Origin of the sequence: Spongiibacter taiwanensis (assembly GCF_023702635.1) — a bacterium.
Taxonomy (GTDB): Bacteria; Pseudomonadota; Gammaproteobacteria; order Pseudomonadales; family Spongiibacteraceae; genus Spongiibacter; species Spongiibacter taiwanensis.
The window spans coordinates 778,358-802,925 of sequence record NZ_CP098455.1 but is presented as its reverse complement, the minus strand read 5'-3'; the positions used below and the strand labels follow the sequence as shown (position 1 = coordinate 802,925).

At 57.0% G+C, this 24,568-nt stretch carries 21 protein-coding genes; 12 read left to right on the top strand and 9 right to left on the bottom strand.

The window, feature by feature from the left end; all coding sequences use genetic code 11:
- Positions 1-2 precede the first annotated feature (2 nt).
- Positions 3-1,052 (bottom strand): phosphoribosylformylglycinamidine cyclo-ligase, encoded by a 1,050-nt coding sequence (gene purM / locus NCG89_RS03870; RefSeq protein WP_251088460.1) that lies wholly within the window; start codon positions 1,050-1,052, stop codon positions 3-5.
- Positions 1,053-1,201: 149 nt separating this feature from the next.
- Here purM and NCG89_RS03865 point away from each other — a divergent pair, with 149 nt between their 5' ends.
- From NCG89_RS03865 to NCG89_RS03835, 7 genes are all read left to right on the top strand, one after another.
- Positions 1,202-2,284 carry a DUF2066 domain-containing protein gene (locus tag NCG89_RS03865; RefSeq protein ID WP_251088459.1) on the top strand — a complete coding sequence of 361 codons (1,083 nt, stop codon included), beginning with the start codon at positions 1,202-1,204 and terminating at the stop codon, positions 2,282-2,284.
- Positions 2,284-3,390: an AI-2E family transporter gene (locus NCG89_RS03860; RefSeq protein WP_251088458.1), complete on the top strand. Its 1,107-nt coding sequence runs from the start codon at positions 2,284-2,286 to the stop codon at positions 3,388-3,390. The genes NCG89_RS03865 and NCG89_RS03860 overlap by 1 nt, the downstream gene beginning before the upstream one ends.
- 6 nt (positions 3,391-3,396) lie before the next feature.
- The gene (gene hda, locus NCG89_RS03855) at positions 3,397-4,092 is read left to right on the top strand and encodes a DnaA regulatory inactivator Hda (RefSeq protein ID WP_251088457.1); all 696 of its coding nucleotides are present in this window, start codon (positions 3,397-3,399) and stop codon (positions 4,090-4,092) included.
- A gap of 243 nt (positions 4,093-4,335) precedes the next feature.
- A complete protein-coding gene (locus NCG89_RS03850) occupies positions 4,336-5,442 on the top strand; it encodes an OmpA family protein (RefSeq protein ID WP_251088456.1) in 1,107 nt (368 codons plus the stop codon).
- A 242-nt stretch (positions 5,443-5,684) separates the two neighbouring features.
- Positions 5,685-6,782 carry an OmpA family protein gene (locus tag NCG89_RS03845; RefSeq protein ID WP_251088455.1) on the top strand — a complete coding sequence of 366 codons (1,098 nt, stop codon included), beginning with the start codon at positions 5,685-5,687 and terminating at the stop codon, positions 6,780-6,782.
- A 318-nt stretch (positions 6,783-7,100) separates the two neighbouring features.
- Positions 7,101-9,284, top strand: coding sequence for a molybdopterin oxidoreductase family protein (locus NCG89_RS03840; RefSeq protein ID WP_251088454.1), 2,184 nt, complete (start codon positions 7,101-7,103; stop codon positions 9,282-9,284).
- A 125-nt stretch (positions 9,285-9,409) separates the two neighbouring features.
- Positions 9,410-11,263 carry a DmsC/YnfH family molybdoenzyme membrane anchor subunit gene (locus tag NCG89_RS03835; protein WP_251088453.1) on the top strand — a complete coding sequence of 618 codons (1,854 nt, stop codon included), beginning with the start codon at positions 9,410-9,412 and terminating at the stop codon, positions 11,261-11,263.
- A gap of 139 nt (positions 11,264-11,402) precedes the next feature.
- Here the strand turns inward: NCG89_RS03835 and NCG89_RS03830 are convergent, their stop codons facing one another.
- Positions 11,403-12,083 (bottom strand): DNA-3-methyladenine glycosylase I, encoded by a 681-nt coding sequence (locus tag NCG89_RS03830; RefSeq protein ID WP_251088452.1) that lies wholly within the window; start codon positions 12,081-12,083, stop codon positions 11,403-11,405.
- A 221-nt stretch (positions 12,084-12,304) separates the two neighbouring features.
- Between NCG89_RS03830 and NCG89_RS03825 the strand changes: the two genes are divergently transcribed.
- Positions 12,305-14,803, top strand: coding sequence for an esterase-like activity of phytase family protein (locus NCG89_RS03825; RefSeq protein WP_251088451.1), 2,499 nt, complete (start codon positions 12,305-12,307; stop codon positions 14,801-14,803).
- 60 nt (positions 14,804-14,863) lie between these two features.
- Here the strand turns inward: NCG89_RS03825 and dinB are convergent, their stop codons facing one another.
- Complete coding sequence (gene dinB, locus NCG89_RS03820) at positions 14,864-15,937, bottom strand: DNA polymerase IV (protein ID WP_251088450.1); 1,074 nt, start codon at positions 15,935-15,937, stop codon at positions 14,864-14,866.
- Positions 15,938-16,073: 136 nt separating this feature from the next.
- On the opposite strand from dinB, the gene NCG89_RS03815 reads away from it, so the two are divergent.
- Complete coding sequence (locus NCG89_RS03815; protein ID WP_251088449.1) at positions 16,074-16,475, top strand: hypothetical protein; 402 nt, start codon at positions 16,074-16,076, stop codon at positions 16,473-16,475.
- Between the two features lie 13 nt (positions 16,476-16,488).
- On the opposite strand, the gene NCG89_RS03810 is transcribed toward NCG89_RS03815, so the two are convergent.
- Positions 16,489-16,779, bottom strand: coding sequence for a DUF1244 domain-containing protein (locus NCG89_RS03810; RefSeq protein WP_251088448.1), 291 nt, complete (start codon positions 16,777-16,779; stop codon positions 16,489-16,491).
- A 172-nt stretch (positions 16,780-16,951) separates the two neighbouring features.
- Between NCG89_RS03810 and NCG89_RS03805 the strand changes: the two genes are divergently transcribed.
- The 3 genes from NCG89_RS03805 to hrpB all read left to right on the top strand — a co-directional run bounded on the left by NCG89_RS03805 (position 16,952) and on the right by hrpB (position 20,879).
- Positions 16,952-17,491, top strand: coding sequence for a hypothetical protein (locus tag NCG89_RS03805; protein WP_251088447.1), 540 nt, complete (start codon positions 16,952-16,954; stop codon positions 17,489-17,491).
- 343 nt (positions 17,492-17,834) lie between these two features.
- Complete coding sequence (trxC, locus tag NCG89_RS03800) at positions 17,835-18,278, top strand: thioredoxin TrxC (RefSeq protein ID WP_251088446.1); 444 nt, start codon at positions 17,835-17,837, stop codon at positions 18,276-18,278.
- 78 nt (positions 18,279-18,356) lie between these two features.
- On the top strand, positions 18,357-20,879 hold the full coding sequence (gene hrpB / locus NCG89_RS03795; protein WP_251088445.1) for an ATP-dependent helicase HrpB: 2,523 nt from the start codon (positions 18,357-18,359) through the stop codon (positions 20,877-20,879).
- Positions 20,880-20,990: 111 nt separating this feature from the next.
- Here hrpB and NCG89_RS03790 read toward each other — a convergent pair whose 3' ends face one another.
- The 5 genes from NCG89_RS03790 to NCG89_RS03770 all read right to left on the bottom strand — a co-directional run bounded on the left by NCG89_RS03790 (position 20,991) and on the right by NCG89_RS03770 (position 24,539).
- On the bottom strand, positions 20,991-21,779 hold the full coding sequence (locus tag NCG89_RS03790) for a porin (protein ID WP_251088444.1): 789 nt from the start codon (positions 21,777-21,779) through the stop codon (positions 20,991-20,993).
- A gap of 271 nt (positions 21,780-22,050) precedes the next feature.
- Positions 22,051-22,689 carry a class II aldolase/adducin family protein gene (locus NCG89_RS03785; RefSeq protein ID WP_251088443.1) on the bottom strand — a complete coding sequence of 213 codons (639 nt, stop codon included), beginning with the start codon at positions 22,687-22,689 and terminating at the stop codon, positions 22,051-22,053.
- Complete coding sequence (gene htpX, locus NCG89_RS03780; RefSeq protein ID WP_251089332.1) at positions 22,689-23,573, bottom strand: protease HtpX; 885 nt, start codon at positions 23,571-23,573, stop codon at positions 22,689-22,691. Before htpX ends, NCG89_RS03785 begins: the two co-directional genes overlap by 1 nt.
- A 115-nt stretch (positions 23,574-23,688) precedes the next feature.
- Complete coding sequence (locus tag NCG89_RS03775; RefSeq protein ID WP_251088442.1) at positions 23,689-24,027, bottom strand: hypothetical protein; 339 nt, start codon at positions 24,025-24,027, stop codon at positions 23,689-23,691.
- A gap of 38 nt (positions 24,028-24,065) precedes the next feature.
- A complete protein-coding gene (locus tag NCG89_RS03770) occupies positions 24,066-24,539 on the bottom strand; it encodes a DnaJ domain-containing protein (protein ID WP_251088441.1) in 474 nt (157 codons plus the stop codon).
- Between the last annotated feature and the right edge of the window lie 29 nt (positions 24,540-24,568).

Genomic DNA, 24,568 nt, shown 5'->3' with positions numbered 1-24,568 from the left:
GTTTACAGGCCTTCTAGTTGGACTTTGCTGTCCTCGTCGGTAGCGCTGGCGATATGGCCGATCACCACGGCCTCTTCGCCCTGCTGGCGCAGCATGTCGACAATGTCGGAAGCCTCGCTCTCGGGCACGGCGACAACCATCCCGATGCCGCAGTTAAAGGTGCGGAACATCTCGATATCTTCAATGTTGCCCTGTTGTTGGAGCCAATCGAAAATCGCCGGGCGCTGCCAGCTGGTCACGTCGATAACGGCTTTGGTATTGCGGGGCAACACGCGGGGAATGTTTTCGATCAGGCCACCACCAGTGATATGGGCCAGGGCGTTGATCTGGTATTGCTTGATCAGCCGGAGAATCTGTTTGACGTAAATCCGGGTCGGGGCCAGCAGGGTTTCGCCCAGGGTGCTGTCACCGAAGGGCTCACTGAGGCTGGCGCCACAATGGTCGATGACCTTGCGAATCAGGGAGTAACCATTGGAGTGGGGGCCGGAGGAGCCAATGCCGATCAGCTTGTCGCCGATGCGCACGGAATTGCCATCGATGATTTCGGACTTTTCCACCACCCCGACGCAGAATCCGGCCAGATCGTAATCTTCGCCTTCATACATGCCGGGCATTTCTGCCGTCTCGCCGCCCACCAGGGCGCAGCCAGCCTGCTCGCAGCCAGCGCCAATGCCGGTAACGACCCGGGCCGCGATGTCGACATTCAGCGAGCCGGTGGCGTAGTAATCCAGAAAGAACAGCGGCTCCGCGCCAGTGACGAGCAAGTCGTTGACACACATGGCAACCAGGTCGATGCCGATAGTGTCGTGGAGGCCGGTTTCGATTGCCAGTTTCAGCTTGGTGCCCACGCCGTCAGTACCAGACACCAGTACCGGTTCTTTGTAGCCAGTGGGCAGTTGGCAGAGGGCGCCGAAGCCACCCAGGCCAGACATCACTTCAGGCCGACGGGTCCGTTTGGCAACATCTTTAATGCGATCGACCAAGGCCTCGCCCGCATCGATATCGACACCGGCATCTTTGTAACTCAGGCGGGGTTTACTGCTGTCTGTCATAGTTTTTGGCTGTCCTTGTTGAGGGCAATATTTTAGCTTGATTGGCTGGGGAATTCAGCAGCAATATGGTGACTTATTTCCGCGATCGGCGGCGAGGTGCCAACAGGCTTGCTACAATGCGGGCCCTTGGAAAGTGTGGGAGCGAGACTTTGAGCAGGCGATGGATTCACTGGCTGGCGCTGTTTTGGACGGCCTGGTTGAGCAGCGGTGCCGTTGATGCCGCGGTATTGCGTAACCTTTATGACGAGCGCCTGACCGTTGAAGAGCAGTCCGCCCAGTCATTGCGCCGGGGTGCGGGTGAAGCGTTGGAGCGGGTGTTGATCAAGGTCTCTGGCCAGCGTCAGGTTCGCGGCAATCCTCAGATCGATCAGGCACTGTCTAATGCTGAGCCGTTGCTGACCCAGTACCGCTACCTTAATAAGGACAATGCCGATGGCGAGGCTGAACTGCAGTTGGAGTTGAGCTTTTCGCCGCGTCAGGTGAATGCCTTGCTGCAATCGGCGGGCTATCCCGTTTGGTCCAACAACCGGCCATCGGTTTTGGTGTGGTTGGTGGAAGACACCATCAATGGCCGTGAATTTGTCAGTGGGGACAGTCCCGGCGCACTTTATGATGAGCTGCTCAAGCAGGCGGATCGGCGGGGTGTTGCGTTGCAATTCCCGCTGATGGACATCACCGATGCCGCCAACCTGGATGTCGATGATGTCTGGCAAATGCAGTTGGCTGCGGTAAGAGCGGCGTCTGCACGGTACGATGCGCCCTACATTCTGGTGGGGCGGGCCTCGGAGTTTTCCAGCGGTCGCTGGGTAGCAAGTTGGACGCTGGTGCAGCGGGACGACGAAACCCGGCTTGACTCTGACGGCGCAACGGCCGAAGACATGCTGACGCCAATAATCGATAGTCTCGCTGACACCCAGGCGCGGAGTTTTGGCGTGGTGGCGGGGGGCGATAGCGAAAGCACGCTGGTCTACATCGATGACATTCGTGATTTTCATGCTTATGCGGGTCTGGTGACCTATCTGGAGAACTTGGCGGTGGTGGAGCATGCCAACCCGGTCTGGGTGTCGGATAACGCGCTGGTCATTGAGTTGCTGCTCAAGGGGAATATGGAAATGGTCGAGCGGTTTTTGGCCCTTGATGGACAGTTGAAAAACCTGGCTACCCGGCCTGCATTGCAGGCAGAAGCCGCGGCGCTGCCCATCCGCAATTACTATCGCTGGCAGGACAAGTGATGGTGCGCGCCGCGTCGCCCTGGTGGTGGTTGATCGCTGCGCTTGCCCTAGCGCTGCTGTTGCACTTGTTGGCGCCGGTGCTAATGCCCTTTGTACTAAGCGCGGTGCTGGCCTATATGGGCGACCCCCTTGCTGACCGACTGGAGGCGCGGGGAATGGGCCGGGGTGCGGCGGTTACCCTGGTGTTTTGTATTTTCACCTTGGTGGGTTTGGGCTTGGTCCTGATGACCTTGCCGCTGCTCTTTGAGCAGTTGCAATTGCTGAGTGCGCGTTTGCGGGAGCTGTTTGTCTGGCTGTTGGAAACGGGGCTGCCAGAAGCGCGCCGCTACCTTGGTTTGCCCGCCCAGGAAAGCACCGTGGATTCCGCGAAAAAGGTCCTCAGTGAAAACTGGGGTACTGCGGGCGGGCTGCTGATGATGGTTTGGCAGAAGGTGTCCAGTTCGGGCATGGCCATGCTGGCTTGGCTGGCCAACATCACCCTGGTGCCGGTCGTTACTTTTTATCTCCTGCGCGATTGGGACGTGATGATGGCTCGCTTGCGCGGTTTGCTGCCCCGGCGTATTGAGGCACGGACCGTGACGATTGTTGAGGAGTGCGATGACATTCTTGGCGCTTTCGCCTTGGGCCAGCTCATGGTGATGAGTTGCCTTGGTGTGGTCTACTCGATCGGGTTGTGGCTGGTTGGCCTGGAGTTGGCGTTGGTGCTGGGGTTGGCAGCGGGGCTTGCGAGCATCGTGCCTTATTTGGGCTTTATTTTCGGCATATCTGCCGCCGGCCTGGCGGCATTTTTTCAGTTTGATGGCTGGTTGCCACTGCTGGGGGTTGCGGCAGTTTTTGGTGTGGGGCAGTTGCTTGAGAGCCTTTACCTTACTCCGACCCTGGTCGGCGACAAGATCGGGCTGCATCCGGTTCTGGTCATCTTCGCAATCATGGCTGGCGGTCAGTTATTCGGCTTTCTCGGGGTACTGCTGGCGCTGCCTGCAGCGGCGGTAATCAAGGTGATGATTTCTCATTTGCATGAATTTTATCGTCGCAGTGATTTGTATGGCGGCACCAGCAGTGATGATGGCAACGCGGGTTTGGCTGCGCCAGAGAGCAACGAATAGCGCGACATGAGTGAGCAGCAAATTCCCTTTGCTTTTCGTTTGGACACGGAAAGCAGCTTCGATAATTTTTACTGTGACGCCGAGCGCGCCTTGGTGGTGGACGCTTTGCGGCACCAGGCCGACGGCGACGGCGAAAAATTTATCTTTCTGCACGCGCTGTCAGGTCGCAGTCACTTGCTTAATGCGACAGCTGCACGGGCCGAGGCCCTGGGGCGACGTGCGTGCTATTTGCCCATGCGGGAGGTGTCCGCGTTCCCACCAGAGGCCGTGCTCGACAATCTCGAGGCCCTTGATGTGGTGTGCCTCGACGACCTCGATCATGTGGCGGGGGACGATCAGTGGGAGCGCGGGCTGTTTAACCTTTATAACCGGTGCCTGTCGACTTCGGCGGTTTTGCTGGCTTCCTCGAGTAAATCCATTCAGCAACTGACGGTGCAGCTTCCCGATTTGCATTCGCGCCTGCAGAGTTTCGCTGTGTTTCAGGTGCCGCCGATGAGCGATGAGGCCCGTCACCACGCCTTTAAGCTTCGTGCGCAGCGTCGCGGCATTGAACTGTCAGACGTGGTCGCCGACTTTATCATGGCGCGATGTCAGCGTGACTTCCCCAGTTTATTGATAGTTCTCGATCGCCTCGACGATGTCAGCCTGGCCGAGAAGCGCAGGCTGACCATCCCCTTTGTTAAATCGGTGATGGGCTGGTAGTGCGGCGGTAGCGCCAAGGTTCTATTACGGCGTTTGGTGCGGAGTAGATTTTCATTTCTCAAGTGCACTGTGAACATCGCTTTGTCATCGGCAACACGCCACCGTTCATTCCCCTCTGGGCAGACAAAATCACGAAAAAAACCGGGCGCAAGTTATTGACGCCATGCTATTCTCCGCTTGCTCATTCTGCGTAATGGCGCTTTGCCTCACGCAAGAATTGTAAAAATCAAAAGGGGGAGTCCTATGAAGAAAGTCCTATTGGGAGCAGCCGTTGCTATCGCAGTCGCGCCAGGGTTGGCTACTGCGGATGAAGGCAAGTGGTATTTGAATCCGGCGATTGGTTACCAGGTTTTTGATGGCGATCGCGATTTGGATCCAGAGGCGACTGCACTTTTCGGTGTTGAGAAAGAAGTCGGTGCCGGCTGGGGTATTGAGCTGCGTGCTACCTTTGCCGATGCGGATCATTACCGTGGCAACCCTGCCCGCGATGCCGAAGTTGCCGGAATCAACCTGGACGTACTGCGTTACTACAAAATGGAAGGCAGTAAGTGGACGCCTTATTCAGCCTTCGGTATTGGTCATGCTCAGGCAGACTACGAAGGTTTGGCTAACGATGTTTATACCCAGCTGAACGTGGGCGGTGGTTTGCGCTACGCGCTGAGCGAAGCATGGTCACTGCGCGGTGATGCCCGTTACTTCTACGGCACTGATAACGAAACTGGTGACGGTATCGTGTCTCTGGGTCTTAGCTACGCCTTCGGTGGGGCTGCTCCAGCCCCGGCCCCTGCGCCGGCTGCACCTGCTGATTCGGATGCTGACGGTGTGCCCGACTCGGTTGACCAGTGTCCTGCAACGCCAGCCGGTGTTGCGGTTGATGCACGTGGTTGCGCGTTGGACAAGGACGGCGACGGTGTACCTAACTACCGCGACAAGTGCCCCAACACGCCAGCAGGCCGCAAGGTGGATCAGTTCGGCTGTAAATACGTGCTGAAGCAAACTGAGAGCATCAAGCTGGAGATTAACTTCGCGCTGGATTCTGATGCGATCCCGGCAGCTTACCGTGGCGAGCTTGAAAAAGTAGCGTCGTTCATGAAGAAGTATGGCGGCGTAAAAGCGGTGATCGAAGGTCATGCTGACAGCACCGGTGCAGCGGCGTACAACAAGCAGTTGTCTCAGCGCCGTGCGGATGCCGTTCGCAACGCGCTTATCCAAGGGTATGGCATTGAGCCAAATCGTTTGAGCGCGGTAGGTTACGGCGAAGAGCGTCCGGTAGCGAGCAATAGCACTGCTGAAGGCCGCAAGGCTAACCGTCGAGTAGTGGCGGTAATGGAAGCCGAGACCGAGCGTTAAGGGCTCCGTTGCTAGTGTGTTGAAAGCCGGGGCGTTCGCTCCGGCTTTTTTTTGGCTTGCCGCTATGACACAACTACCGGCGGGACAGTGACGTACGCGAAAAGTGCTGTGATCCAGTCGGTAAAAATACGGATATCTATACGTGCAATATCATATTGGCGTGATACTGTAGAAAACAGTGGTAGGGGAGCTATCAACTACTTAATCCAATGAAGGAATGTTTTTGGCCAAAGGGGAAAACTATGGAAAAGCGTTCAATTTGTGCCTTTATCGTCGGAGCCGCGTGTGTCAGCTCTGGCGCAATTGCGGAGACTGAGGGAAAGTGGTATCTGAACCCTGCAATAGGGTACCAGGTCTTCGATCATTCTCAGGATCTGGATGAAGAAGCTACCGCCCTGTTCGGTATTGAGAAAGAGCTGAACAATGACTGGGGTTTGGAGCTTCGGGCAATCTATTCCGATGCAGATAACTACCGGGGCAACCCTGCCGGTGATGCCGAGGTAGCCTCAGCCGGTCTGGATGTTCTGCGTTATTTCAAAACACCAGGCAGCAAGGTCACGCCTTACATGGCGTTTGGTATGGCCCACGCCCAAGCTGATTACGAAGGCATTCACAACGACGTGTACACGCAACTTAATGTTGGTGGCGGTGTTCGTTACGCCTTGAGTGAAAGCTGGTCGTTGCGTGGTGACGCCCGGATGCTTTACGGCACAGACAACGAGACGCGCAATGGCGTCGTTTCTCTGGGTGTCAGCTATGCCTTTGGCGGAACCAAGACCGCAGCGCCCGTGGCTGCCCCCATGGATAGCGACGGCGACGGTGTGGTTGATAGTGCAGACCGTTGTCCAAACACGCCGGCGGGTGTCGTAGTGGGCAGTGATGGTTGTCCGCTGGATAGCGACGGTGACGGCGTAGCTGACTACAAAGACAAATGCCCAGGTACGCCTGCTGGTGTCTCGGTGGACAGCAACGGTTGTGAGTTGAAGCTGACAACCACTGAGAGTCTGAAGGTTGAGGTGAACTTCGACTTTGACTCTGCGGTGATTAAGCCGACTTTCAAACCCGAGTTGCAGCGTGTTGCTGACTTCCTCAACAAGCACGGCAATGTTAAAGCGGTGATTGAGGGGCATGCCGATAGCACCGGTGGTGAAGGCTACAACCAAGGTCTGTCCCAGCGTCGTGCCGATGCCGTACGCAACGCACTGATCAACGACTTTGGTATCGCTCCCAATCGCTTGAGCGCAGTTGGTTACGGTGAGAGCCGTCCGATTGCGAGCAACGCGACTGCTGAAGGCCGTGCCAAAAACCGTCGTGTTGTCACGGTGAAAGAGAGCAAATAAACGCGTTATTTGCGCTGTGAGAAGGGGGCCAATTGGCCCCCTTTTTTTGTCGCTGAAATCGTATTAATCTCGATTCCTGTGGTCGGCGCCAGGTTCCAATCGTGCAATTCCTTGATTGTTAAAAAATATAATAAAAACAATGAGATGAGCTGCTATTTTGTGTGGGAGCTTGGCTTGTAAATCGCCTTGGCATGGTTCTTGTAATTCTCTTCCGAAATTGACTGAAAACGCCCTTTTTTCACCATTATGGTGCGTTATTTCAGGGTTTGAATAAATTTAAGTGACCGATTTTGGTGCGGTCGCCGGGAGACATGCTTCATGATTTTTGGCCGCAAAAAGCGCAAGCCAATTACGATTGCCGATAAAAAAGTGGTTGAGTGGAAATACGCCGTCTGCGGGTATTGCTCTACAGGCTGTTCAATTGAGGTGGGCTTGAACGAGGCCGGAAAGCCGGTCGCCAGTCGGGGCAAAGGTAATGCTCCGGTCAACCAGGGCAAGCTTTGTATCAAAGGCATTTTTGAGCACGAGCTCAGCGCTACACCGGGTCGGGGTACCCAGCCATTGATGCGCAATAAGACCTACGAGGCCTTTCAGCCGGTGGAGTGGGACGCTGCGCTGGATCGTACTGCTGAGGAGTTCAAGCGAATTCAGGCGAAGTACGGACGCGATAGTGTTGCCGTGGTGTCAACCGGGCAGCTGCTGACCGAAGAGTTTTACACCCTGGGCAAGTTGGTCAGGGGAGTTATCGGCACCAATAATTACGACGGGAATACAACGCTGTGTATGGCCTCCGCGGTGTCAGGCTACAAACGCAGCTTCGGTTCTGACGGCCCGCCCGGCTGCTACGAAGACTTTGAACACACCCACTGTCTGATGGCCTTTGGGTCCAATCTGCCCGAACAGCACCCCATTATTTACTGGCGGCTGAAGGAGGCCTTGGAGAAGCGCAAGTTTCCGCTCATTGTGGTGGACCCTCGGGTGACCATGTTTGCCCAGTTCGCCGATATTCATTTGCCGATCACCCCCGGCACCGATCTGGTTCTGTTGAATGCATTGGCCCATGTCATCCTCAAAGAGGGGCTGCAGAAGCAGGACTACATCGACGCCCACTGCAATGGCTATGACGAGCTAAAGGCACTCGTCGAGAAATACGATCCCGTTACCGCTTCCCGAATTTGCGGTATCGACCCAGACACCATCAAACATGTGGCGCGGATTTATGCGAAAGCCCCCTCCGCGATGAGCATCTGGACCATGGGCATCAACCAGAGTACCCACGGTACCGATGGCGTCTGTGGCATTAATAATCTCAATCTACTTACCGGCAATATCGGCATTCCCGGTGGCACCAGTATGTCGATCACCGGCCAGTGTAATGCCATGGGTACCCGGGAATGGTCGTCCTGTTCCGGCTTGCCCGGCTACCGCATGTTGGAAAAGCCGGAGCACCGTGAGGAAGTGGCCAAGTTTTGGGGCGTGGATGAAAGCTTTTTCCCCGCCAAGCGAGGCCTGCAGCAGACCGATATTTTCCCCGCCATTGAGTCGGGTGAGATCAAGGCGCTGTGGATTGTTGCTACCAACCCGCTCACCTCCATGCCCAATCAGCCGCGCATCAAAAAGGCCCTGGAGAAACTTGAGTTCATGGTCGTGCAAGACGGTTATCAGGATTGTGAGACGGTGAATTTCGCCCATGTGTATCTGCCTGGTGCGGTGTGGGGCGAGAAAGAAGGTGTGCAGACCAATACCGAGCGGCGGGTAAATCTGGTACGCAAATTTGTGGAACCGCCGGGTGAGGCCAAGCCTGACTACTGGGTATTTAATGAGATGGCCAAACGCTTCGACAATGGTCGAAAAATGTCCTTCCCCGAATCCACCTCGGCAATATTCGACGAGATGAAGCTGCTCTCAAAGGGACGTGGGCGCAATCTCGATATCTCCGGGATGAGTCACGACCTGATTGAGGCCCAACGGGGCATCCAGTGGCCGATGCGGGAAGGGGATGACACTGGCAGTCCGCGACTCTACAGCGATGGGGTATTCCCGACACCCAACGGCAAAGCCAATCTACTGGCAATGGATTACATCGAGGACAACGAAACTCCGGATGCTCAGTATCCATTCTGGATGAACAGCGGCCGGGTTGTAGAGCATTTTCACACCCGGACCAAAACCGGAAAGATCGGTAACCTGAACAAGTTCAGCCCAACTCCCTACATGGAAATGAACCCGGATTCTGCGAAGGAGCAGGGCGTGCGCCACCAGCAGTATGTGCGCCTGGTGTCGCGCCGGGGCGATGCGGTGGTGATGGTGCAGCTCACCCAGCGGGTGCCGCGAAACATGTTGTTTATTCCGATGCACTATCACGATTGCGTTAACCGCCTTTCCCTCGGGTTGCTGGATCCCTATTCGCGTCAACCGGCATTTAAACAGTGCGCGGTGAGGATTGAGCACATTGACCAGAAAGAGGCAGCGCGTCTAAACGTCGAGCGCAGAACATATTAACGGGAGGCGCTGTAGGGGAGACGGAAAACGCCAAACTCGATAACCGTTTGCGTGGCTAAGCCAAGACAAGCCCGCTTTTGCGTTTCCCATCTCCCGTCCAGCATCCAGCAAAAAGGTTTTACACAATGTGGAAAGTTAGAGACGACGAACCCCAATACGCATTCTTGAAAGAGCCTGCGCCCCGTGAGGTGAATTTTTACGAGGCGCCCATCGACCTGATTGCCCGCAGTGGCGGCGCAGTGCCGGCCGGTCGCGAAATGTTTATTAACGAAGAGCCGGGGGTCGGCAGTAACCCTAACCGCAACAAGCAGCACGCCTTTCACTTCACCGCGGATAACTGCATTGGTTGTCACGCCTGCGAAGCGGCTTGTAGTGAAAAGAACGACAATCCGGCCCACATCAGTTTTCGCTCGGTGGGCTATGTCGAGGGCGGAACCTACCCTGATTTTCGCCGCATGAATATCTCCATGGCCTGCAACCACTGCGACGACCCGGTGTGCTTGAAGGGCTGTCCGACTCGCGCCTATACCAAACACGTGGAATACGGCGCCGTGCTGCAAGATCCGGAAACCTGTTTCGGTTGTGGCTACTGCACCTGGGTATGCCCATACAACGCCCCGCAGCTTGATCCAATCAAGGGCCAGGTCTCCAAGTGCAATATGTGTGTTGACCGCTTGGAGGTTAATCTGAAACCTGCCTGTGTATCGGCCTGTCTGGGTAACGCCCTGAATTTTGGTGTGGTGGAAGATCTGCCGGAAAATCGTGAACAGGCAAAGCTGTCGATTCCGGGTTTCCCCGACCCGGCGATTACCCATCCCAATATCCGCTTCCAGCAGACTCGCAACATGCCCGACGAGGTGACCCGTCCCGATGGCATGCCAGTGAAATACCATAAAGCCGAGGATGGCCAATATCGACCTGTGGTAGATCAGAAAAAGGGTGTTGAGAAAAAGTGGAGCCTGAAAAAGCTTAGCTCCCGCGAAAACCCCTTGGTGATTTTTACCCTAGTGAGCCAGACGGCCTTGGGTGCCTTTTTTCTCAGCTTTTTGGGTGCAGAGTTCGGTGTCGATGCTCTGGTGCAACTGCGTGACTCCGTGATGTATGTTCCTTTGATAGCCGTCGCGGTGGGCTTGGCGGGGCTCGGCATGCTGATGTCGGCCACCCACTTGGGCAAACCGCTGCGGGCCTATCGAGGGTTCAATAATTTGCGCCACTCACCCGTGTGCAGGGAAGGGCTCGGTATGTTGCTGTTTATGGTGTTTGGTGGCCTGCACCTGTTGGCAATGCTGCCGGAGAATCCCGTGTTTATTTCCTGGCTGGGTGAGTGGGGCCAGTACCGTGGCCTTGCAACGGTGTTCGCTTATCTAGCGTTGATATCTGGCGGTGTGGGTTTGTACTACATGTACCGCTGTTATCGAATCCCTGCCCGGCCATTCTGGAACCACTGGCAAACGGGTAGTGCCTTTGTCGGTAGCAGTGTAACCCTAGGGGGGCTGCTGGTTGCGGTGATGGGTTTGCCAACACTGCTGTTTATTGGTGGCGATGCCGGGGCATTGATGGGGATCGTCCTGGCAGGTGTGGTAGTGGGGAGTGTGATTGAGTTGATTGGTCTGTGGCGCCATGCCGCCGATATGAACCTGGCCAACAATGAGGGCAGCGTATCGCACTATGTTCAGAGCACACTGTTTGGCAAGAGTTACTGGCTGCGAAATGGCCTGCTCGGCGCAAATGCTTTACTGGCAGGGGTGATGCTGCTGTTCGGTATGGAGGTAACGGGTACCGGCCTGGTATTGCTGGCCAGCCTGCTGTTGTCGGCCCTTGTCGTCGCCACGATCGGTCGGGCCCTGTTCTATGTGCTGGTGGTGCCTACCACGATGCCGGGGGCGTTCTTCTGGAAGAATAAGGATTTTGAGGAGCATGCCAAGGAAATTGGCCTGGCGAACCTCCCTCAGGTCGGTGTGGTGGCGCACGGGCATTGAGCCGCTGGGGATAGACGCTCTGGAAATCGAATCTCGGGAAATCGAACCCGGCGTGTCCCTGGCGACAGACAATATACTCCTGCGGCAAGTCGTCGCCGGCTCTTGCGGTGGGCTAAGTCTGGCGGCAGCGCGGAATCGCTTAGCCCGGCCCTCTGGACATGGCGAGTATGCGGCTAAGTTCGGCGTGGCTGCGGCCGCTGTCTTGGCGCAAATTGTTGAAGCATGCCTGAATTTTGGCCAGGTCGCGTTTGGAGGTGGGGGTGTCTGTGTCGATAACGCCTTCAGTGCGTAATGCAATGCACACATCGCGGCTGAGGATAAAGGTATCTTTGCCGACAAAACGCAGGAAATAGGCACCAGAGTTGCCGCCCAATCGGCTACCGTGCTTTTTCAAGTAGGCCCAAAGACCGATGGTGTCGTCGTCGGGCCAGTCGGCGAGAAACTGGCCAACACTGCCGTGCTGTTTGATTAGATCGAGCACCATCATGGCATTTTCCTGAACCGCCCTGACCTTGCTCAAGTTGCGAATGATTCTGGGGTCCCGGGCCAGGTTTTCTAATTCCTCTGGTGAGCGCGAGGCAACCCAGACAGGAATGAAATGATTGAACACCGTTTCAAAACCAGACCACTTCTGCTCAACCACTCGCCACACGAAGCCTGCGCGAAAAATACACGCGGCCATTTCTGCCAGATAACGATTGTCGGGCGTTCGTATCAATGTCTGAGGGCTGGCGGGACTGGGGAGCTGCTCTTCAATAGCGGCGATGCTGCCGTGATGCTCGATCGCTTGAGTGAGAAAGGACTTGTAAAGGGAGGGCATGGTGTTTTCCGCAAATGTCGATAAGAGCCACATGCTCACTGTTAGTGGAGCATAGTTCCAGATATCGGTGTTCTCGTCAAAGCACTAGCGGCTGCTAACGCCGTCTTGCTCGGGCTGTTGTCACACAATTGCCGCCGTTTTGGCATAAATCTGTAGGCTGCGTGTCGCATTCGCTCTTTAGCATCGAGCTACAAAAAAATCCGCTCGATTGAGGAGATGTTATGCAGCTTAAGAAAACCGCATTGGCGCTGGGTATTGCGCTAGCCTGTCCCTTTTTTCTCGCCGCCTGCGACGGCGATGATGGACGCAATGGCCGTGACGGCGCAGACGGACAAGCCGGGTCGCCAGGTGCCGCTGGATCACCGGGAACACCCGGCGCGCCCGGTAGCAATGGCGCGAATGGCCTGGTAGAACAAACCACTCTCTATGCCGGGAATGAGCAATGCTTTAATGGTGGTGTCAGATTGGATTCGGGTCCAGACCTGGACGGTGATGGCGAACTGGCCGAGTCAGAAATCACCGCAACCTCTTACCTCTGCACACCCACTCAGGTGAATGACAGCAAAAACTTTAATCGCATTGCTGCCTTCCCCGTGTGCCTCCAGTTGGATGCGACCTGCGACGTGGATGACACCACCGCTGCCGAAATTGTGGCTGCCAGCGAGGACGGCTTGACCTTGATTTATTCCGACAGCCCCATGGAGCAAGTCGGTTTTGTCGATATTACTGACCCCAGTAAGCCCTCCGGTTTGGGTGTGTTGGCGCTGGCGGGTGAGCCAACATCGGTGGCGGTGAAAGGCGATTTTGCCCTGGTTGTCATGAATACCTCGGCAGACTTTATTAATGTGTCCGGCGCATTGGCGGTGGTGGATATTGCCAGCCGCAGTGTTGTACGCAGTATCGACCTGGGTGGCCAACCCGATTCTGTGGCCGTTAGCCCAGATGGCCGTTATGCCGCCATCGCCATTGAAAACGAGCGCGATGAAGACCTAGGTGACGGCGCGCCGCCACAACTGCCGGCGGGGAATTTGGTGATCGTGGATCTGGTCGGTACACCTGGGGAGTGGGTAACTCGCACGGTCGAGCTCACTGGCCTTGCTGATCTTTATCCGAGCGATCCCGAGCCTGAGTATATCGACATCAATAGCGACAATATTGCCGTGGTGAGTTTGCAGGAAAACAACCACCTGGTGTTGGTCGATTTGAGCGATGGCAGTGTGGTGAATCACTTCAGCGCCGGTAGCGTTGATTTGGACCAGATTGATACCGACAACGAATCCATTATCAGTTTTACAGACAGCCAGAAGGGTGTGCTGCGTGAGCCCGACGGCGTGACCTGGTTGTCTACTAGCTACTTTGTGACCGCTAACGAGGGTGACCTGGACGGCGGTAGCCGCGGCTTCAGTGTTTTTGATACCGCTGGCGCAGTGATATATGAAACGGGCAATCAGCTTGATTTGCTGACTGCGCGGATTGGTCACTACCCCGATGATCGCTCTGACAATAAAGGCAACGAGCCCGAAAACGCCGAGTTTGGTGTATTTGGTAGTGAGCGCTATTTGTTTGTGAACTCTGAGCGCGCCAGTGTGGTGTTTGTCTACGATGTGGCTGATCTGCGCAACCCGGTGTTCAAGCAGGTACTTCCGGCGGCCATTGGTCCCGAGGGCGCGCTGGCCATCCCCGGCCGTAATCTGCTGGTGGTCGCCAGTGAAGAGGATAGCCGGGACGATGTCTTCCGTTCAGCCCTGAACATCTACCAGTATGGGCAGGCGTCAGCGAACTATCCTTCCATTGTTTCCCAAGACCGCATCGATGGCACGCCGATTCCCTGGGCGGCCCTGTCAGGCCTGTCGGCTGATCCGGTTAACAGCAAACTGGTTTACGCCGTGGATGACAGCTACTACCTGCAAAACCGCATTTTTACCCTCGACGTCAGCAGCAGCCCTGCGGTGATCAACAAAGAGACCTACCTGGTGGATAGCAATGACATCCTGGCAGCCTTACCCGCTGGTGTTCGCCCGGCCGGGGCGATCAACGCCGACAAGACGGTGAATATCGATCCTGAGGGCATTGCCAAGTCGGCCGATGGCGGCTTCTGGATTGCCTCTGAAGGTTCTGGGAACCTTGTTGACGGTCCAGTGGCGAGTCAGAATTTGCTGGTAAAAACCGATGCTAAAGGGGTGATCACAGCCGTAGTGACTCTGCCCGATGGGGTAAACGCGCTGCAGCGTAACAACGGCTTTGAAGGTGTAGCAGAGTTTGAAGGTAAGTTGTATGTCGCCTTCCAGCGGGCTTGGCAGGGCGAAACCAATGTGCGAATCGGCATTTACGATATCGCCGGCGATAGCTGGCGCTTCCTGTTCTACCCCCTCGATGCAGTCGAGTCACAAAACGGTGGCTGGGTAGGCTTGTCAGAAATCACGGCCATTGGTGACGACGAGTTTATGGTAATCGAACGGGATAACCAGGGCGGTCCCGATGCCGCCATTAAACGCTTGTACCGCTTCAGTGTCGCCGGCCTGAATGATGGCGACTTGGTGACAAAGAGCCTGATCCGGGATGTATTGCCAGGCATGCAGGCGCTGGGTGGTCTGGTCACCGAAAAAATCGAGGGTACCGCACTGCTGAAGAATGGCGATGTGTTGATGGTCAACGACAATGACGGCGTTGAAGACAGCAATGGTGAGACCAACCTGATGAACTTGGGTGATATTCTCTAGCATCACTGCCGAAAGTTGAGGCCCGCATTAGCGGGCCTTTTTTTGTGCGGCTGCCGAGTGTCATTGAAATTCCAGTGGCAGCTGTTTAAACCCGCTGCCGTCGTGCTCTTCTGTTTTAAATCGAAGACCGAGGCCGATAAGTCGAACGGGCATGTTTAGCCGCTGCCAGGCCTGGCTGAGTAAATCCCGATAAACATCTGACGGTGGCACTGCCGCATCGACCCGACGATCCACCGTGGTAATCTGAAAATGCCGGCTTTTCAGTTTTACAAAAGCGCCACAGATAGCGTCAATATTTGTATTGCTGCGCTGTAGCCGCTGCTTCAGCTCTTCAAGTAGGGCTTGGGTCTGGATCTGGGCGGCCTCCTCGGTTTCGATATCCTCCCGATAGGTGTGTTCGACGCTCACCGACTTGCGTGGCCGGCTGACAACAACAGGGCGGTTGTCTTCTCCTCTGGCGCAGTGAAAAAGATGCTGACCAAAGCGCCCGTACCGGGTGACCAGTTCGGGCAGTGACAGGGCTTCCAAATCGCGACCGGTAAACAACCCCGCCTCGTGTAAGCGGCGGGCCATGACTTTGCCAACGCCATGAATTCGTTCAACCGGCAGTGCGGCGGCAAAGGTCGCTGCTTCGTCGGGGCGAATCACCTTCAGACCATTGGGTTTATTCCAGTCACTGGCCACCTTGGCGAGAAATTTATTCGGTGCCACTCCGGCAGAAATGGTAATCCCTACTTCCGCTTCCACGGCCCGTCGAATCGCTTGGGCTATCAGCGTCGCGCTGCCTTGGCAATGGTCGCTGTCGCTGACGTCCAGATAGGCCTCGTCCAACGATAGCGGTTCGATCAGCTCGGTATAGCGAGCGAATATCTGACGAACCTGGAGCGCGACCCTGCGGTATTTTTCCATTGAGGGGGGAATCACAAGCAGGTCAGGGCAGAGCTTTTTTGCCTGCCCCGTTGGCATTGCCGAGCGCACGCCATAGCTGCGCGCGAGGTAGTTGCAGGTGGCAATAACCCCGCGACGATCCGAGGCGCCGCCGACGGCCAGGGGCAGTGTCGCCAGGCTTGGGTCGTCGCGCATTTCAACAGAGGCATAAAAGCTGTCGCAGTCGCAGTGGATGATTTTTCGCATTGTCTCGGGCGGCGCCCCTGCCGATTGCGGTACTGTATATGCGTACAGAATTTAGCAAATGCGCCCTGTGCTGTCACCGGTCTGGGTGCGTATAATCTGGGCAGTGTTTGGCGGTCGGCGAGAAGGGGAAAATGGCATGAGCGTGAGTGATTGGACACCGGCATCATCCCGGGCAGAGCTGGAAATTGATCGGGAGTGGCTGCAGAAATGTCTCGCGATCAGTCAGCAGGACGCCCTGGAGGCGTTGCCGACCCGCTTGAGCGCGGATGAAATACGCGACAAAGCAAACTACATGCAACTTTCTTTGGAGCAATGGCAGTCGGCCGTGACCGATTTCAGCAACGAAGACCTGGTCGCCTTGATTCGTTTCTTTACCCGCGCGGAAATGCTGCTGCCCGGTTGGGAGGCTGGCAAGACTTCGCCGGTGATCGCGCTCAACAAAGTCCTGCGTCTGCGCGGTGAGCGACTGTCGCGGGAGACCCTGATCTGGATTCGGCAAAACAGCGACAATCGCTTTATCCCCAATGGCGGGCTGTAAGCCCGCTGACTGCTCAGTCCTTTTTGTTGTTGAAGGCCGCCAGTTGCTCCGGGGTGGCTTCAGGCTGGTAATTCGCCTTCCATTCAGAATAGGGCATTCCGTACACCCGCTCCCTGGCCGCCTCGTAGTCCACTGATTCGCCCCGTTCTTCCGCGGCGGCTACATACCACTTGGATAGACAATTGCGACAGAATCCGGCCAGGTTCATCAAGTCGATATTTTGTACCTCTTTGTTTGCATCCAGGTGCGCGAGCAGCCGGCGAAATACGGCGGCCTCAATGGCGGTTTGCTGGTCTTCAGTCATTCCTGTTCTCCTTTCCCGGCTTTTTGTCCGGACCTTGTGTTCATTCCCGCAAAATTTGCTATGTTTAACCCAGCCCCGGTAAGGCTAAAAATTGATCAGCCCGCCTGGGTCCGAAGATTGAAAGCGAGCGGCCTACTTCGTCGGCCAAATTTATGTCGAGAGGATAGCAAAGATGGCAAGTAAAAAGATGGACCCTGTCGCCTTGATCAAGAAGGAAATTGAGGCGCTAGAGAAGAAGGTCGAAGCGCTGAGAGAACGGTTGATGGCCGATGCCAACAAGGCCATCGATAAAGCCAAGGATCAGGCAGATAAGGCCAAGGCAAAGCTGAAAGCCGAGCAGGACAAGCTGAAAGAGCTGCAGCAGAAGGCCAAGAAAAATGTCGATGCGCGGGTGCAAAAGCAGCTTGATCGTGCCCACTCTGCGGTGTCGGCGGCCAAAGAGCTCGAGCTGGATGCCCAGGCGCTGATGATCATGGGGCGTGAGCAAATGAAAGAGCTGCGCGAGGACTACCGTCAGGCAAAAGCCATGGCGAAAGCAGCTAAGGATGCCGCGAAGGAGTTTGATAAGAAGGCCAAACCAGCGGCGAAGAAAACGCCGGTGAAAAAGGCCGCGGCGAAAAAGGCGCCCGCCAAAAAAGCCCCTGCCAAAAAGGCCGTCGCCAAGAAAAAAGCGCCAGCCAAGAAAAAGGCGCCCGCTAAAACCGCGGGATAATCGCTCGCCAGTGGGTCGTCGACGCTTGTCAGCAAGCGTCAATCCGCCTCGCGGTCGATACTACGCAGCCGATAAACACGGCGGGGTGGCAGGGCGCTCAATGTGATGTGAGTAGGGCGCTGCCACCTCCTGATTTCAGCTGCCAAGCCTTTTCTCTTTTGCCCGGCCCTACGCCGGGCAACATGGTCGGCTGAGCCATTGCCGAAATACTCGAGGTGCCCTCGGCCAGAAAACTTAGCGGCGGACGTCATGTGTTGCGTCGCGGCTTGTCCGGGGCAGCATTGTTGGTGCGGGTACGCGTAGATGCTGGCCCATTTATTTTTGACTCGGGAAGCACTCGCCAATGGACCTCGTTCAGACCTTATGCCCCGGTTGCTATGCCATTAACCGGCTTCCCCAAGACCGGCTGCAAGATAAGCCCCAATGCGGCAAATGCAAAGCGCCATTGTTTCAGGGCAAGAGTCTGGCCCTGGACGATGCCGGGTTTGATCGCTTCCTCCAGCACGAGCAGGTGCCATTGGTGGTCGACTTCTGGGCCCAGTGGTGCGGGCCATGTCGCAGCTTTGCCCCGGTTTTCGAGGCTGAGGCAGCGCGCACAGAGCCCCTGGCTCGGTTTATCAAACTCGATACCGAGCAGGCCGTGGCCACAGCACAGCGATTCGGCATTCGCAGCATTCCAACGTTGATGGTCTTTCGCGGCGGCGAGATTCTGGGGCAGCAGGCGGGTGCATTGTCGGCCACAGCCTTCGCCCAATGGCTGGCCAAACAGGGAATTCGGCCATCATGATGCCGCTCGGTTGGCGTTAACAGACTGTCTGAACGGCGCGCTCCTCGCCGCCCCGCTGCTGAGGTAGAATCGGCCGCTATGACCGATCTGCCGATTTTTGACATTCTACCTGCCCTTTGTCAGACCTTGTCCCAATGCGATGCCCTCGTATTGGAAGCACCTCCTGGTGCGGGGAAAACCACCCAGGTGCCGCTCGCCGCCTTGAACCTGGAATGCCTGGGCGGGCAGCGCATTGTGATGCTTGAGCCTCGTCGGCTAGCGGTCAGGGCGGCGGCCCAGCGCATGGCCGAGTTGCTGGGCGAGAAGGTAGGGGAGACGGTGGGCTACCGGGTCCGGCTGGAGTCCAAGGTGGGGCCTAACACTCGAATCGAGGTCATTACTGAGGGGATACTGACCCGCATGCTGCAGGAAGACCCCTCGCTGGATGGTGTGGGCTTACTCATATTCGACGAGTTTCACGAGCGCAGTCTGGACGCCGATCTGGGGCTGGCGCTGGCTCTGGAGGGGCGCCGGCTGTTAGGGGATCTGCGCGCGGCGCCTCTGAAAATCGTAGTTATGTCTGCCACCCTTGATGGCAGGCGGGTGGCCGAGCTGCTGGGAGGCGCGCCAGTGCTGCGCAGTGAGGGGCGGCAGTTTGACGTTGACGTCGAGTATCTGGCGCCCTACCAGCGCGGTCAAAATATTGTGCCGGAGGTGGCCAAGGCGATCCGGCGTGCATTGGCCCAGCACACCGGCAATGTCCTGGCGTTTCTGCCAGGCGAGGGCGAAATAGTGCGTTGCCAGCGCGCGCTCGAAGAGCAGCACCAGCCGGGTATCGTCATTTGCCCTCTATACGGGAATCTCTCCCTGGAACAGCAACGCCAGGCCATTGCGCCGCCGCAGTCAGGGCAGCGCAAGGTGGTGCTGGCCACACCCATTGCCGAAAGCAGTATTACCATTGAAGGCATCAGCGTGGTGGTGGACAGCGGTCTGCACAGAGGTCCGGTGTTCGATCCCCGCAGTGGCATGAGTCGGCTGGCAGTGCAGCGTATTTCCCAGGCCTCGGCGGCGCAGCGCTGCGGACGGGCTGGCCGTCTCCAAAGCGGCTATTGTTATCGGCTTTGGAGTGAGACTCAGCAGCGCGAACTGCCAGCGCATTCGCAGCCTGAAATTTTGCAGGCGGATTTGGCCGGCGCGGCGCTGCAGTTACTGAAATGGGGCGTGGCAGATCCAGCGCAACTCCGTTGGCTCGATCCACCGCCCGCCGGCGCCTTTTCGCAAGCGCTCAGTTTGTTAAATGCCCTGGGTGCGCTGGCGCGTCAGCCGAGCGGAGAGTGGGCGCTGAGTGAACACGGGCTAGCGATGAGTGAGTTAGCCGTGCATCCGCGACTGGCGCATATGCTGCTCGTGGCGCGGGATATTGGCTGGACCTATCTAGGGTGTGATCTGGCGGCGCTATTGTCGGAGCGCGACACGTTTTCTGGGCAAGGCAGTGACCTGTCGTCCCGGTTGGCGGCGCTGAGAGGCGAGTCGTCGGGCGGCTTTTCGCGGGGGCAATTGGTCCGGTTGCGACAGCTACGGGATCGTTTCAGGGTTGCGCTAAAGAGTCGGGCAGTCGGCGAGACGGCCCCGGTGGAAGACAGCGATTCTCCCGGGGTATTGCTCGCGCTGGCCTATCCCGACCGTATTGCCCGGCAGAGAGAGGGGCAGGCAGGCCGCTATCAGCTGAGTAATGGCCGGGCAGCGGTGCTGAAGGCGGAAGATGTGCAATTTGGCGAACCCTGGCTGGTAGTGGCCGAGCTGGGAGGCCACCAAGGGAGTCGAGAAGAGTCTATCTGGCTGTCAGCCCCCTTGCGCGTCAGTGCCTTTGATGGCCCTCTGATTGACCTGTGCCGTGAGGAGACCCGCGCTGACTGGGATGAGCAGCGAGGTCGCTTTATTGCTGAGCGCCGGCGAATGGTCGGTGCGCTGTGCGTGGATGTCGAGCCCCTCGGGGGGCTCGATGGCGAAGAAAAATCCCGGGCGCTGCTCGGCCTGTTGCGAGACAAAGGGCTGAACCTGCTCAACTGGTCTGAAGAAAGCCTGCAATTGCGCGGCCGAGTTAATCTGCTGGCCTCCTTGTGGCCGGGGGAATGGCCCGACTTCTGTGACAAGGGGTTGCTGGACGGGGCGGCGCATTGGCTGGCGCCCTATCTTGCCAATGTGAACAGTCTGGCCGATTTGCAACGCCTGGACACCGGCGAAATGCTGTTGGCCCTAATGCCCTGGTCCCAGCGCCAGTCACTGGACCAGCTCGCGCCAAGCCACATTCGCGTGCCTTCTGGGTCAAGGGTAAAAGTTGACTACTGCAAATCCCCGCCGGTGTTAGCTGTGAAACTGCAGGAGATGTTTGGTTGTGAGCATACCCCGCTGATTGCTCAGGGGAAGCAGGCTGTGATGGTGCATCTGTTGTCACCGGCCCGGCGGCCATTGCAAATCACCCAGGACCTGGCGGGCTTTTGGCGGGGCAGTTATCAGGAGGTGAAAAAGGAAATGAAAGGCCGCTACCCGAAACACCCCTGGCCCGATGATCCGCTGCAGGCTTTGGCCACTGCCAAGACAAAAAATGCGATGAACCGATGAGCAGCCCCATGACGGTCGGGAAATGTCGCGCTCCAGTGGCGCTTGTGTAAGTCAGATGTCCAGAAATGAAAAAGCCGGGCGCGATGGCCCGGCTCAATTCAAGCGAAACGCTTAGAAGCGACCGGCGATACCGATCAGGAAGCCGTCAGCGTCGATGCTGCCGCCGCCATCAACGTCAGCACTGCTGTCGAAGTAAGAGAAGGCCAGCTCAATGTTGGGTGCGACGAAGTAAGTGACGTCCAGGGTCACGGTGTCTTCTTCGTATTCGTCGATATCGATCATGTCGACAGATACACCAATGCCAAACTGGTTATTGAAGTAGTAAGTGGCACCGGCATTCAGTCCGTAACCGTCTTCTTCGTCAGCATCAATGAGCGATGCGCCCAGATCGTAGGCAATTGAAGCGCCCTGTGCCAGCGGGCTCACACCGTGCAGGTCCACAGCCAGGATATCCAGGTCAGCGTCTTCTTCATCGGTCGTGTTGTAAGAAACCACGACATCAGTGGTGTCGTTCAGGTAGGTACCGATGCCCACGCCGAAAGTATCGGCGTCTTCATCGCCATCGTCTTCGGAAGCGTAGTTGGCTTCGATGATCAGGTTAGTTCCGGTAACAAACCGGCCGCCGAAACCAAACGTATCGAGATCATCGCCGTCGTCGGGTGAAATGCTGGAGTAGTTGAAATCGACAAATGAAGACTTGTCCAGGAATGCGGCTTCGGCCAGTGGACCTTTGCTGGTGTCAACTTGCTCGAAGTGCAGCTCACCGTACAGGCCGGTCAGGTCAAAATCGGTGCCCTCGACGTCGCCTTGGCCGTAAGCCGCACCTACTTCAAACTGGTAGGCGTTGGCATAGCCGGAAACGGCGGCTGCGATTGCAATGCTGAGTAACTGCTTTTTCATGTGGAACTCCCCCTATGGATTTGCGCCTTACGCTAAACGCGTTTTTTGACGGCGATATTTCCGTACTGTGAACTTTTCCATATTGATGCATTGTTTTTGTGCGAAAGCGCGAAAAGCGACCTCTCGCGGTGCAAAAACACACTGAGCATATCACAGAGGCTGAGAAGTAAACGTGTAGATATTGTGAAAATTGCAGAAAACTCTGGCGCTTAGCGGCGGAAGCTTGTGTTTATTCTGGAATTGGTATAACGCATTTGCTGCGGGGCAAAGCTCAGCGTTGGCCGTAGTGGCGAAACTGCTGCAGCACCTGCTCCATGTCCGTGTCGGTGAGCAATACCGGGCCGCCATTTTGGAGGCTGAAGTGATAATTGCTAGCCAAGGCCTCAACCTCTCTGGCAAGTCCCAGCGCTTGCTCAATGGTGTCGGCGACGGCCACCTGACCGTGGTTGGCAAGCAAACAGGCGCGGCGGCGATGCAGAGCAAGGCTAACATTCTCTGCCAGTTCTGCGCCGCCAAAGGTGGCGTAATCGGCGCAGGGAATATCGCTACCGCCGGCGACAGCGATCATGTAGTGGAAGGCGGGGATGGTCCGACGCTGGCAGGCCAATACTGTCGCAAAGGATGAGTGGCAGTGGGTAATGGCGCCGTAGTGTGGGTGATCCTGGTAAATGCGGTGGTGCATGAGCCACTCGCTGGAAGGCCGCAGTTGTCCCTTGCTGGGGTGGCCCTCATCATCGACAAAGACCATGGCCTCGGGGGTGGCCGCCTCAGCGCGCAGACCGCTTGGCGAGATCAACATGCCACCGTCGACCCGAACCGACATGTTGCCACTGGCCCCCGGAGAGAGGGCCAGTTCAGCCATGGCCCGCAGTGCATTGGCCAGGGCGTGACGGGGTTCGGCTAGAGACATTACTGACTGTCTCGCAGGGCCTGAATGCGTTTTTCCAGCGGCGGGTGAGAGCTGAACAGGGCGGCAAAGTCCTTTTTGCTAGGTGTGCTGATGCCAAAGGCGGTCATCTCACCCGGCAGGTCGTTGGGCAGACCCTGCTGCGCCTGTAACCGCTGCAGGGCGGCAATCATATCCTGCTTGCCGGCCAGGCTGGCACCGGCGTGATCCGCCCGATATTCCCGCCAACGGGAGAACCACATCACGATCGTGGAAGCCAGAATGCCCAGTATCATCTCGGCGATGAAGGTGGTGATGTAAAAGCCGATACCGTGACCGCGCTCGGTTTTGAACACCGCCCGGTCGACCGTATGACCAATAATGCGGGCGAAGAACATCACAAAGGTATTCACGACCCCTTGGATCAGGGTGAGGGTGATCATGTCGCCGTTGGCCACGTGACCAATCTCGTGGCCGAGCACGGCGCGGACTTCGTTGGGCCGCATCTGCCTGAGCAGGCCTTCGGAAACGGCAACCAGCGCGGCGTTGCGGTTCCAGCCGGTGGCGAAGGCATTGGCCACGGGCGAGGGGAAAATACCGACTTCCGGCATGGCAATGCCAGCTTTGTCAGAGAGTTCTTTTACCGTGTCCAGCAGCCAGCGTTCATCGCTGTTGCGGGGTTGGGTGATGATTTCGGTACGAGTAGCCCGTTTGGCCATCCACTTCGATAAAAACAGCGATACCAGTGACCCGGCCATGCCGAACACGGCACAGAACACCAGCAGTGAGCCGAGATTGAGATCGACCCCGTTTTGGGCCATGTAGGTCTCAACGCCGAGGAGGCTCAGCGTGATACTCGCCACCAGGACGATGGCCAGGTTTGTTGCCAGAAACAACAAGATTCGCATCATTGCAGTAAAAGCCTCAGTAGTGGACTGGAAATGAATCTGGGGGCGACCGCGGCGCTTTTCAAGGGCTTAGTCGATCAGCCCGCCGGTATCATGTGAGTCCGTATCACTGCCTCTAGAGTGCGTCCTGCGCCTTGGTATCAGCGCTGTCGGATTCGTTGGCATCGGGCTCAGCCTGAGCCGTCTGTGCTGAATCAGCCCCGCTATCGGCTGCGGCTGCCAAGGGAATTTCCGGGCCCGCCTCAACTTGAGGCTGGCCATTTTTGTCTACTTCACAAAGCAGGGGTTCTGCCCGTAGGGCAATGTCTTTGCTGCTGTGTTCAAACACCAGATTGACGGCCTCATCACGGTGAAGCGTGCGATAGAGCAGGCGTCGGTCGCTGCCGTCCAGCCAGTTTTGCTGTTTTCCCAGATAGTGTCCATGCTGATTTCTGATAACAAAAACCTTACTCATAGCGGGGGTGCGGGCTCCGGATTGCGTTGTTGAAAAAGTTAGTCGCCCAGCAGAGCGGCCTTCGCGGCGTTGAGCTGGCTGGCCAGATAGTCATTGCCGCCCCGGTCGGGGTGGAGCTTCTGCATTAACTGGCGGTGAGCGCGAATAATGTCGTCTTCGCTTGCGCCCTCTTTCAAGCCGAGCACAGCCAGGGCATCCGCTTGGCTCATGTTACTGCCTCGAGGCGACGAGGCCTTTTCGCCTTGTTGGCCCTGGGCGGATTGGCCGCTCAGCCGTTGCTGCAGGTGGTTGACGATGAACTGGCGAACAAATGGCGCGGCCGCGCCGATGAGCCCGGCGATCCAGTGGACCTTGCCTGTCAATGACAGCACGACCAGGCCCGCAGCGGCTGAGGCAATAATCAGGGTGGTGTAAAAGGGGCGGCGTTGATCCGCAGGTTTGCTCTGGGCAATCTTGACCAGCCGGTAGATGACGTACAGCGCGGCGGCAGCCAGAAGAAGTCGTATGATCATTATCTCAATCCAGGCTTTCCCGGCGGCGA

Excerpts from the sequence above, each read along its gene's own strand:
- NCG89_RS03825 (WP_251088451.1), top strand. The coding sequence starts at position 12,305 with ATGCAGCTTAAGAAAACCGCATTGGCGCTGGGTATTGCGCTAGCCTGT.
- NCG89_RS03815 (WP_251088449.1), top strand. The coding sequence starts at position 16,074 with ATGAGCGTGAGTGATTGGACACCGGCATCATCCCGGGCAGAGCTGGAA.
- NCG89_RS03790 (WP_251088444.1), bottom strand. The coding sequence starts at position 21,779 with ATGAAAAAGCAGTTACTCAGCATTGCAATCGCAGCCGCCGTTTCCGGC.
- trxC (WP_251088446.1), top strand. The coding sequence starts at position 17,835 with ATGGACCTCGTTCAGACCTTATGCCCCGGTTGCTATGCCATTAACCGG.
- NCG89_RS03830 (WP_251088452.1), bottom strand. The coding sequence starts at position 12,083 with ATGCCCTCCCTTTACAAGTCCTTTCTCACTCAAGCGATCGAGCATCAC.
- NCG89_RS03850 (WP_251088456.1), top strand. The coding sequence starts at position 4,336 with ATGAAGAAAGTCCTATTGGGAGCAGCCGTTGCTATCGCAGTCGCGCCA.
- hrpB (WP_251088445.1), top strand. The coding sequence starts at position 18,357 with ATGACCGATCTGCCGATTTTTGACATTCTACCTGCCCTTTGTCAGACC.
- NCG89_RS03845 (WP_251088455.1), top strand. The coding sequence starts at position 5,685 with ATGGAAAAGCGTTCAATTTGTGCCTTTATCGTCGGAGCCGCGTGTGTC.
- htpX (WP_251089332.1), bottom strand. The coding sequence starts at position 23,573 with ATGCGAATCTTGTTGTTTCTGGCAACAAACCTGGCCATCGTCCTGGTG.
- dinB (WP_251088450.1), bottom strand. The coding sequence starts at position 15,937 with ATGCGAAAAATCATCCACTGCGACTGCGACAGCTTTTATGCCTCTGTT.
- hda (WP_251088457.1), top strand. The coding sequence starts at position 3,397 with ATGAGTGAGCAGCAAATTCCCTTTGCTTTTCGTTTGGACACGGAAAGC.
- NCG89_RS03835 (WP_251088453.1), top strand. The coding sequence starts at position 9,410 with ATGTGGAAAGTTAGAGACGACGAACCCCAATACGCATTCTTGAAAGAG.
- purM (WP_251088460.1), bottom strand. The coding sequence starts at position 1,052 with ATGACAGACAGCAGTAAACCCCGCCTGAGTTACAAAGATGCCGGTGTC.
- NCG89_RS03775 (WP_251088442.1), bottom strand. The coding sequence starts at position 24,027 with ATGAGTAAGGTTTTTGTTATCAGAAATCAGCATGGACACTATCTGGGA.
- NCG89_RS03840 (WP_251088454.1), top strand. The coding sequence starts at position 7,101 with ATGATTTTTGGCCGCAAAAAGCGCAAGCCAATTACGATTGCCGATAAA.
- NCG89_RS03785 (WP_251088443.1), bottom strand. The coding sequence starts at position 22,689 with ATGTCTCTAGCCGAACCCCGTCACGCCCTGGCCAATGCACTGCGGGCC.
- NCG89_RS03860 (WP_251088458.1), top strand. The coding sequence starts at position 2,284 with ATGGTGCGCGCCGCGTCGCCCTGGTGGTGGTTGATCGCTGCGCTTGCC.
- NCG89_RS03810 (WP_251088448.1), bottom strand. The coding sequence starts at position 16,779 with ATGACTGAAGACCAGCAAACCGCCATTGAGGCCGCCGTATTTCGCCGG.
- NCG89_RS03805 (WP_251088447.1), top strand. The coding sequence starts at position 16,952 with ATGGCAAGTAAAAAGATGGACCCTGTCGCCTTGATCAAGAAGGAAATT.
- NCG89_RS03770 (WP_251088441.1), bottom strand. The coding sequence starts at position 24,539 with ATGATCATACGACTTCTTCTGGCTGCCGCCGCGCTGTACGTCATCTAC.